Consider the following 9,735-nt stretch of genomic DNA (forward strand, 5'->3'; position numbering starts at 1 on the left):
GCACGGGTCTCGCGATCCGCCGCGAGACAGAGGCACGCGTCCTGGAGGAAATCTACGGCGGATGCTGGCCCGACGGGCTCGAGCCGACGGCGCCGGTCGCCGTGCGGCGCCGGGCGCGGACGGGCGTCCGCACGCCCGGCCCCGTACGGGCCTACGCGCAGCTCCTGGCGCTGACGGTCGTCAACCCCGCCACGGTCGTCTACTTCGCGGCGGTCGTGGTCGGGGCGCGCGCCACGGCGGGCGAGCCCGGTGGCACAGCGGGCGCGGCCGCGTTCGTCACGGGCGCGTTCCTGGCGTCGGCGAGCTGGCAGCTCCTGCTCGCGAGCGGGGGAGCGGTGCTCGGCCGCCGGCTCTCCGGGCCGCGGGGACGGCTCGCGACCGGGCTGGTGTCAGCCGTCGTGATGCTCGTCCTCGTCGTCGCTCTCCTCGGCTGAGCGGCGCGCGTCGGCGTCCTCTCCCTGGACACCGGTGCCCGGCGCGGGCTCGGGGCCTCCGGGGCCGGGATCGGACGCCGCGATCTCCTCGTCCTGAGGCGGGTGGGGCATGAACGGCTCGGCCATCGACATGGCTCCTGCCTAGCACGGAGGCCGGCGGCACGCAGCGTGGCCCGCTCCGCTCACACCCGGGCCGTCGGCGGTGTGCGGAAGACCTCACACACGCTTAACGGACGTCGGCCGCAGCCGAAACACGCGCTTCCTAGCGTCTCGACCACCGACCGGGACCTGCCTCAAGGAGACGCCATGTCCGCGCCCACGAGCCCCACCACCCACGAGGGTGAGCAGTCCGCAGACCGACCCGCCGGCACCGAGCCGGCCCAGAGCACCGCCGCGACCCTCACGCGGGGCGCGCCGACCGCCGTCGGGCACGGGGCCGTACGGCACCGCTCGGGTCGCTGGATCGACCACTGGGACCCCGAGGACCCCACGTTCTGGCGCGACGGCGGCCGGACGGTCGCGTCCCGGAACCTGTGGATCTCGATCTTCGCCGAGTTCCTCGGGTTCGCCGTGTGGGCCCTGTGGTCGATCGTCGTGCCGCAGCTGCCCGCGGCCGGCTTCACGCTCACGGTCGACCAGCAGTTCTGGCTCATCGCCGTGCCGAGCCTCGTCGGCGCCACGCTGCGCATCCCGTACACGTTCGCCGTGCCGGTGTTCGGCGGGCGCAACTGGACCGTCGTCTCCGCGCTGCTGCTCCTGCTCCCGACGGCCGCGCTCGCCGTCGTCGTGCAGAACCCCGGGACGCCGTTCGGGCTCATGCTCGGCGCCGCGGCGCTCGCCGGCTTCGGCGGGGGCAACTTCGCGTCGTCGATGGCGAACATCTCGTTCTTCTACCCGGAGAAGGAGAAGGGCAAGGCGCTCGGCCTCAACGCGGCGGGCGGCAACCTCGGCACCGCGGCCGTCCAGCTCGCCGTGCCGCTGGTCATCGTCGCCGGCGCGGGCATCGCGCTCGAGCGGGCCGGGCTCATGATGATCCCGTTCGTCGTGCTCGCCGCGTTCCTCGCGTGGCGCTCCATGGACAACCTCGCCACGGCGAAGGCCGACCCCCGCTCGTTCGCCGTCGCGACGCGCAACAAGCACACGTGGATCATCTCGTTCCTCTACATCGGCACGTTCGGGTCCTTCATCGGCTACGCGGGCGCGTTCCCCATGCTGCTCAAGGGGCAGTTCCCCGAGGTCACGCTCTCCATCGCCTTCCTCGGCGCGCTCGTCGGGTCGGTCACGCGTCCGCTCGGCGGGATCGTCGCGGACCGCGTCGGCGGCACGCGCGTCACCATCGCGTCCTACGGCGTCATGGCGCTCGGCGCGTTCGGCGCGATCCAGGCCCTCCAGGCCCACAGCTTCGGCCTGTTCTTCGGCTCGTTCCTCGTGCTGTTCGTCGCGACCGGCATCGGCAACGGGTCGACGTACCGCATGATCCCCGCGGTGTTCCAGGCGAGCGCCGTGCCGGTCGGCGCGACCGACGGCGGCAGGGCGGACGCCGCAGCGCTCGACGAGGTCGGTGCCGCACGTGCCCGGGCGCGCAAGGCGGCGGCGGGGTGCATCGGCATCGCCGGGGCGGTCGGCGCGTTCGGCGGGTTCCTCATCCCGCGCGGGTTCGCCGCCTCGACGAGCCTCGCCGGGTCGCTCGTGCCCGCGCTGTGGGTGTTCATCGGCGTCTACGCCGTCATGGCGGTCGTCGCCTGGGCCGTGTACCTGCGCAAGGGGTCGGCGCTCGCGTCGGCCGGCATCTGACGGGATCCGAGGACACTCGATGACGACCGCGCCCGCCCGCACGCACTGCCCCTACTGCGCGCTCCAGTGCGGCATGTCCCTCACCACGGTGCCGGCCGCGGGCGCCGTGGGCGCGGACGGCAGGGCACACCTGCCCGTGGAGGTCGCGCCGCGCGACTTCCCCACGAACAAGGGCGGGCTGTGCCAGAAGGGCTGGACGAGCGCGAGCGTGCTGCGCGCCGCCGACCGGCTGACGACACCGCTCCTGCGCGGCCCCGACGGCGAGCTCCGCCCCGCGACGTGGGACGCGGCGCTCGGCGTCGTCGCCGCGGGGATCGCGCGGGTCCAGGCCGACCACGGCCGCGACGCCGTCGCCGTCTTCGGGGGCGGCGGCCTGACGAACGAGAAGGCGTACGCGCTCGGGAAGTTCGCGCGCACCGTGCTGCGGACGGCGAACATCGACTACAACGGGCGCTTCTGCATGGCGTCGGCCGCGGCGGCGTCGAACCGCGCGTTCGGCATGGACCGCGGCCTGCCGTTCCCGCTCGGGGATTTCGCGGGGGCGGACGTCGTGCTGCTGCTGGGCTCGAACCTCGCCGAGACCATGCCGCCCGCGGTGCAGCACCTCGCGGGCGTGCGGTCGCGCGGCGGGCTCGTCGTCGTGGACCCGCGGCGCAGCGCGACCGCCGCGCTCACCGGGGACGCCGCGCCGCGGCCGGGTGCGGCGGGCGCCGGGCCGGTAGGGGACCAGGGCGTGCACCTGCAGCCCGTGCCCGGCACGGACCTCGTCGTGCTCCTCGCGCTCCTGCACGTCGTGGTGGCCGAGGGCCTCGTCGACGAGGAGTACGTCGCAACGCGCACCACCGGGTTCGACGCGGTGCGCCGGTCCGTCGCGGCGTGGTGGCCGGAGCGCGCGGAGACGGTGTGCGGCGTCCCGGCCGAGCGGCTGCGTCATGTGGCGCGCCTGCTCGCCGCCGCGAGCCCGGGACGCGGGGGCGCGGGCGCGTACGTGCTCACCGGGCGCGGCGTGGAGCAGTCGACGCAGGGCACCGCGACCGTCACGGCGGCGATCGACCTCGCGCTCGCGCTCGGCCTGCCGGGCCGGGTCGGGTCCGGCTACGGGGCGATCACGGGCCAGGGCAACGGGCAGGGCGGGCGCGAGCACGGGCAGAAGGCCGACCAGCTCCCGGGCTACCGCAAGATCGACGACCCGGCGGCGCGCGCGCACGTCGCGGCGGTGTGGGGCGTGGACCCGGACTCCATCCCCGGACCGGGGATGCCCGCCGTGGAGCTACTGCGCTCGCTGGTCACGCCCGACCACCGAGAAGCGGGTTCGCGCCCCGATTCCGGGCAGATCCGGGGCGGAAGCTCACTTCTCGGCGCGCCGAGCGCAGGTCTGCGACCGCGCGCGCTGCTCGTTCACGGGTCGAACGTCGTCGTGAGCGCTCCGAACGCCGAACGGGTCGTCGACGGCCTGCGCGCGCTCGACCTGCTCGTCGTGTGCGACGTCGTGCCGTCCGAGACGGCACTGCTCGCCGACGTCGTGCTGCCCGTGACGCAGTGGGCCGAGGAGGAGGGCACGATGACGTCGCTCGAGGGGCGCGTGATCCGCCGGCGCCGGGCCGTCGACCCGCCCGGCGAGGCGCGCTCCGAGCTGTGGGTCCTCGCCGAGCTCGCGCGGCGCCTGGGGTCCGACGTCGCGTTCCCCGCCGACCCGGCCGTCGTGTTCGACGAGCTCGCGCGGGCGTCCGCGGGCGGCGTGGCGGACTACTCGGGGCTGAGCCACGCGCGCCTCGACGCGGACGAGGACGCGGGCGGCCCGGGGCTGTTCTGGCCGGTGCCGGGCGATGTGTCAGCGGCACAGGTCACCGAGGCGGCGCAGGGTGCTGACTCGACGCCGCACCCCGGCACCCCGCGCGCGTTCCTCGACCGCTTCGCGACGCCGGACGGGCGGGCGCGAGCGGTCGCCGTCGACCACGTCGGCCCGAGCGACGACGTGCGTCCCGACGCCCCGGTCTACCTCGTCACCGGCCGGGTCCTCCAGCACTACCAGTCGGGCGCCCAGACGCGCCGCGTGCCCGAGCTCGACCGGCTCGTGCCCGACCCGTTCGTCGAGATCCACCCGCTCCTCGCCGCCCGGCTCGGCGTCGAGGACGGCGACCGGGTCCGCCTCACGTCGAGCCGCGGCCACGTCGAGGCCGCCGCGCGCTGGACGGACCGCATCCGTCCCGACACCGTCTTCATGCCGTTCCACTGGGGCGGCGCCGGCGGCGTCAACCGCGTGACGACCGACGCGACCGACCCGGACTCGGGCATGCCCGAGTTCAAGGTGTGCGCGGTCGACGTGCGTCCGGCACCCGACCCGGCCGACCTCGCGGACGCGGTGGGCGCGTCCGCGTCCCCGCAGGAGGTCCCCGCATGACCGCCACGTCCGCCGCATCCACGTCCCCTGCGTCCCCCACGTCTCCACCGGCTGTGCCACCCGTGCCGTCGACCCGCGTCGTCGTCGTCGGCCACGGCATGGTGGGCGGACGGTTCGCGCAGGACCTCGTGGCGCGCGCGGGCGCCGGCCCCGGGTCGTTCGACGTCACGGTGCTCGGCGCCGAGGAGTACGAGCCGTACAACCGGGTGCTGCTGAGCGACGTCGTCGCCGGCAAGGTCGACGTCGCGGCGATCGGGCTGCCGGAAGCCGATGACCCGCACGTGACGGTGCGGCGCGGGACCGAGGCGATCGCCGTCGACCGCGCGGCCCGGCGCGTCGTCACCGCGGACGGCGCGTACCCCTACGACGTGGTCGTCCTCGCGACGGGCGCGGCAGCGCGCGTGCCCGACGTCGCCGGGCTGACGGACCGCCCGGCCGGGCTCCCGCGGGGCGTGCACGCGCTGCGCACGCTCGACGACGCGCGGGAGATCGTCGCCGCCTCGCTCAACGCGCGGCACGCCGTCGTCGTCGGTGCGGGCGTGCTGGGCCTCGAGGTCGCGTGCGGCCTCGCGCGGCGCGGCGTCCCGGTGAGCCTCGTGCACGGCGGCGCGAGCCCCATGGACCGCCAGCTCGACACGCCCGCGGGGCGCGTCGTCGAGCGGAGCCTCGCGCGGCTCGGCGTCCGGACGTGGACGGGCGCGCGGACCGAGCGGGTCGTCGTCGACCCTGAGGGGCACGTGCGGGGCGTCGCGCTCCGCGTGCCCGAGACCCGCGGCGACGACCCCGGCGCCACGCGCGCCGTGAATCTCGATGCCGACCTGCTCGTCCTCGCGTGCGGCACGGTCCCCGAGGCGGGGCTCGCCCGGGCCGCGGGCCTCACCGTGGACCGGGGCGTCGTCGTCGGCACGGACCTCGCGAGCCCCGACGACCCGCGCGTCTTCGCGATCGGCGACTGCGCGCAGCCGCCCGAGGGCGGCACGGGCCTCGTCGCCCAGGGCTGGGAGCAGTCCCGTCGGCTCGCGGCCGCCCTGGCGTCGCACGTGCCCGACGCGGGGGACCCGACGCCGCGCGTGCGGCTGAGTCGTCCCGACAGGCCCAGCATGGCGCTGCGCCTCGCGACGGGCGTCGTCGCGCGCCCGGCAGCGCCCGCGTCGGACGGGGCACGGGAGGCGGCCCCGGAGCCCGCGGCGCCGGGGACCGACGTCGTGCGCGTCAAGGCCGCAGGACTCGAGATCGTCACGATGGGCGTGTGCGGCGCGCGCCAGGTGCACGACCCGGCGCACCGGACCGTCACGCTGAGCGACCCGGCGTCGGGCCGCCACGTCGAGGTCGTCGTGGCGGACGGGGTGCTCGCCGGCGCGACGTGCGTCGGCGCTCCCGAGGTCGGCGCCGACCTCACCGCCGCGTACACGCGGCGCCTGCCCGTGCCCGCGGACCCGGCACAGCTCCTGGTCCGGCCGGTGGGCCCCGCGCCCGCGCCCGCGACGACGCCCACGCTCATGCCGGACCGCACGACCGTGTGCCAGTGCAACGGCGTGACCAAGGGCGACCTCGTCGGTTGCTGGCGGGCCGGCGCGCGCTCGGTGGACGAGCTGGCGCGTGCGACGCGCGCGACGACGGGCTGCGGCGGGTGCCGGGACGTCGTCTGCGGGCTCGCGGACTGGCTCGCGTCGGCGGACCCCGAGCAGCCCGAGGAGGCACCGGCGGAGCACGCCGGCGCGGGCGCCCCGTAGGGCTTCTCACACGGCGCGGCCCGCCCGGGTGAGAAGACCGTTACGGGCGGGCAACCACGGAGGCACGGTCGCGAAACGGCTCGTCCGTAGCGTCGTCCGCACGTTCCCGACCCCCAGGAGCCATCGTGACCGGACCTCAGAACGACCCCGTCCCGGACGCCGCGCAGGGCGGACCCGCCGGCCCCCGGCACCTCGTCGTCGTCGGCGGCGGCATGGTGGCGCAGCGCCTCGTCGAGGCGCTCCGCGCCCGCGACGGCGCGGGCACCTGGCGCATCTCCGTGTTCGCCGAGGAGCCCCGGGCCCCGTACGACCGCGTCGCGCTCACGAGCTACTTCTCGGCGCGCGACGCCGAGGAGCTCGCGCTCGGCGACCCCGCGCTCTGGGAGGACCCGCTCGTCACGCTGCACCGCGACTGCGCGATCACCGCGGTCGACCGCGAGGCGCGGACCGTGACGGACCGCCTCGGCCGCGTCCACGCCTACGACGAGCTCGTGCTCGCGACCGGGTCGAACGCGTTCGTGCCGCCCATCCCGGGCAGCGACCTCCCGGGTGTCTTCGTGTACCGCACGATCGACGACGTCGCGGCGCTGCGCGGCTGGGTCGAGGAGAAGCGGCGGAGCGCCACCACTGAGGGCGGCTGGGAGCGGCCCGTGCGCGGCGCCGTCATCGGCGGCGGCCTGCTCGGCCTCGAGGCCGCGGGCGCGCTCAAGGCGCTCGGCGCGCAGGCGACCGTGATCCAGTTCGGCACGCACCTCATGGACGCACAGATCGACCTGGGCGGGGGCGAGGCGCTCAAGCGGCTCATCAACGGCATGGGCATCGCGGTCCGCTGCGACACCGGGACCAAGGAGATGAAGGCGTCCCGCCGGTCCGGGCACGTGGGCCGGCTCGACTTCGTGGACGGCGGCCGGCTCGACGTCGACGTGGTCGTCGTCGCGACGGGCGTGCGGCCGCGCGACGAGCTCGCCCGGGCGGCCGGGCTGGAGGTCGGCGCGCGCGGCGGCGCCGTCGTCGACCTCGCGTGCCGCACCGCCGACGAGCACGTCTGGGCGATCGGCGAGGTCGCGTGCATCGAGGGGCGCTGCATCGGCCTCGTCGCCCCGGGCTACGCGATGGCGGAGGTCGTCGCGGACCGCCTGCTCGGCGGAGAGGCGACGTTCCCCGGCGCCGACACGGCGACCAAGCTCAAGCTCCAGGGCGTCGACGTCGCGAGCTTCGGCGACGCGTTCGCCCGCACCGAGGGCGCGATGGAGCTCGTCTGGGCGGACCCCGTCGCTGGCGTCTACAAGAAGCTGGTGCTGTCCGACGACGCGCGCACGCTCCTCGGCGGCGTCTTCGTCGGCGACGCGACGCCGTACGCGTCGCTGCGCCCGATGGTCGGCAGCGAGCTGCCGGGCGACCCGGGGGCTTTCCTCCTGCCGGAGGGCTCGGGCTCGGGCGCTCCCTCGCTCGAGCTGCCCGACGACGCGTCCGTCTGCTCGTGCAACAACGTCTCCGCGGGGACCATCCGGGAGGCGGTCACCGAGCACGGCTGCACGGACCTCGCGGGCGTCAAGGCGTGCACCCGGGCCGGGACGTCGTGCGGGTCGTGCCTGCCGCTCGTCAAGAAGATCACGACGACCGAGCTCGAACGGGCCGGCGTCGAGGTCTCGAACGCGCTGTGCGAGCACTTCGAGCTCTCCCGCGCCCAGCTGTTCGACGCCGTGCGCGTCGCCGAGCTGCACACGTTCAGCGAGATCATCGGGCGCTTCGGCCGGGTGCCCGAGCCGGTGACCGACACCCAGGGGGCCGTCCTCGTCCGCGACGCGGGGCGCGGGTGCGACATCTGCAAGCCCACGATCGCGTCGATCCTCGCGTCGCTCGGCAACGGGCACATCCTCGACGGCGAGCAGGCGGCCCTGCAGGACACCAACGACCACGTCATGGCGAACATGCAGAAGGACGGCACCTACTCCGTCGTCCCGCGCATCCCCGGCGGCGAGATCACGCCCGACGGGCTGCTCGTCATCGGCCAGGTGGCCAAGGACTTCGGGCTCTACACGAAGATCACCGGCGGTCAGCGCATCGACATGTTCGGCGCGCGCATCGAGCAGCTGCCGCACATCTGGCGCCGGCTCGTCGAGCACGGCTTCGAGTCCGGCCACGCGTACGGCAAGTCGCTCCGCACCGTGAAGTCGTGCGTCGGGTCCACGTGGTGCCGCTTCGGCGTGCAGGACTCGGTCGGCATGGCGGTCGAGCTGGAGCTGCGCTACCGCGGCCTCCGCGCGCCCCACAAGTTCAAGCTCGGCGTCTCCGGCTGCGCGCGCGAGTGCGCCGAGGCGCGCAGCAAGGACGTCGGCGTCATCGCCACCGACAAGGGCTGGAACGTCTACGTCGGGGGCAACGGCGGCTTCACGCCCCGGCACGCGCAGCTGCTCGCGGAGGACCTCTCGACGGCCGATCTGATCCGCACGATCGACCGGTTCCTCATGTACTACATCCGCACGGCCGACCGGCTCCAGCGCACGGCCGCGTGGGTCGAGGACCACGAGGGCGGGATCGACGCCATCCGCGCGGTCGTCCTCGAGGACTTGCTCGGGATCGGCGCGGACCTCGACGCCGCCATGGCCCGCCACGTCGACGCCTACGAGGACGAGTGGCGCGCGGTGCTGGAGGACCCGGAGAAGCTGCGCCGCTTCGGCTCGTTCGTCAACGCCCCGTCGGAGCCGGACCCCGACCTCGCGTACGTCACCGAGCGCGGGCAGGTCCGGCCCGCCACCGCCGCCGAGCGCGCGGCCGCCCTCGAGGCGGCCCGGGCGTCCGGCGCCGACCTCGTCCCCGCCGGCCCCGTCGTGATCGCCGGCTCGACCCTGGAGGTCCGTCGATGAGCGCCCCGACCCTCACCCCCACGACGTGGGAGCGCGTGTGCCTCCTGCCCGACCTGGCCGTCGAGCGCGGCGCCGCGGCGCTCGTCGGCGGCGTCCAGGTGGCGCTGTTCCGGCTCCCCGACGACACCGTCCGCGCGGTCCAGCAGCGTGACCCGTTCTCGGGCGCGAACGTGATGTCGCGCGGCATCGTGGGGACGCGAGGCGGCGTACCGACGGTCGCGAGCCCGATGTACAAGCAGGTCTTCGACCTCGCGACGGGCCGGTGCCTCGACAAGGTCGGCTTCGAGCCGGTCGACGGGCTCGCGGACGACCTGGCGACGTGGGCGGTCGAGGTGCGGGACGGCGTCGTGCACGTGACGACCCGCCCGAGGGGCGGGGACGACGCCGGACCCGGGCCGGGTGCGCCGTGACCACACTCCTCGGGCTCGACCTCGCGGGCCGCACGGTGCTCGTCGCCGGCGGCGGGCCGGTCGCCGCCCGCCGTGCGCGCGCGGCGTGGGCCGACG

Annotated in this window: 7 protein-coding genes; all 7 read left to right on the top strand. The window is 75.7% G+C overall.

The features are described 5' to 3' along the window. Nucleotides 1–434 (top strand): LysE family transporter (locus JZ5iCDA_RS12835; protein ID WP_171905377.1); only part of this gene is annotated, 434 nt, incomplete at its 5' end. 306 nt (nt 435–740) lie between these two features. After that, entirely contained in the window at nt 741–2,228 is a 1,488-nt protein-coding gene (locus tag JZ5iCDA_RS12840; protein WP_083259994.1) for an MFS transporter, read from the top strand. A 19-nt stretch (nt 2,229–2,247) separates the two neighbouring features. Further along, nucleotides 2,248–4,629, top strand: coding sequence for a molybdopterin oxidoreductase family protein (locus tag JZ5iCDA_RS12845; RefSeq protein WP_069387537.1), 2,382 nt, complete (start codon nt 2,248–2,250; stop codon nt 4,627–4,629). A 62-nt stretch (nt 4,630–4,691) separates the two neighbouring features. Beyond that, the gene (locus JZ5iCDA_RS12850) at nt 4,692–6,362 is read left to right on the top strand and encodes an FAD-dependent oxidoreductase (protein ID WP_366246669.1); all 1,671 of its coding nucleotides are present in this window, start codon (nt 4,692–4,694) and stop codon (nt 6,360–6,362) included. Between the two features lie 212 nt (nt 6,363–6,574). Further along, nucleotides 6,575–9,229 carry a nitrite reductase large subunit NirB gene (gene nirB, locus JZ5iCDA_RS12855; RefSeq protein WP_069387540.1) on the top strand — a complete coding sequence of 885 codons (2,655 nt, stop codon included), beginning with the start codon at nt 6,575–6,577 and terminating at the stop codon, nt 9,227–9,229. Then, nucleotides 9,226–9,639, top strand: coding sequence for a nitrite reductase small subunit NirD (gene nirD / locus JZ5iCDA_RS12860; RefSeq protein ID WP_069387538.1), 414 nt, complete (start codon nt 9,226–9,228; stop codon nt 9,637–9,639). Before nirB ends, nirD begins: the two co-directional genes overlap by 4 nt. Beyond that, nucleotides 9,636–9,735, top strand: a 100-nt coding sequence (locus tag JZ5iCDA_RS20005) for an NAD(P)-dependent oxidoreductase (RefSeq protein WP_366246670.1), incomplete at its 3' end; no start/stop codon positions are given. The genes nirD and JZ5iCDA_RS20005, both read left to right, overlap by 4 nt.

Origin of the sequence: Cellulosimicrobium cellulans, from assembly GCF_001722485.1 — a bacterium.
Lineage (GTDB): Bacteria > Actinomycetota > Actinomycetes > Actinomycetales > Cellulomonadaceae > Cellulosimicrobium > Cellulosimicrobium cellulans_A.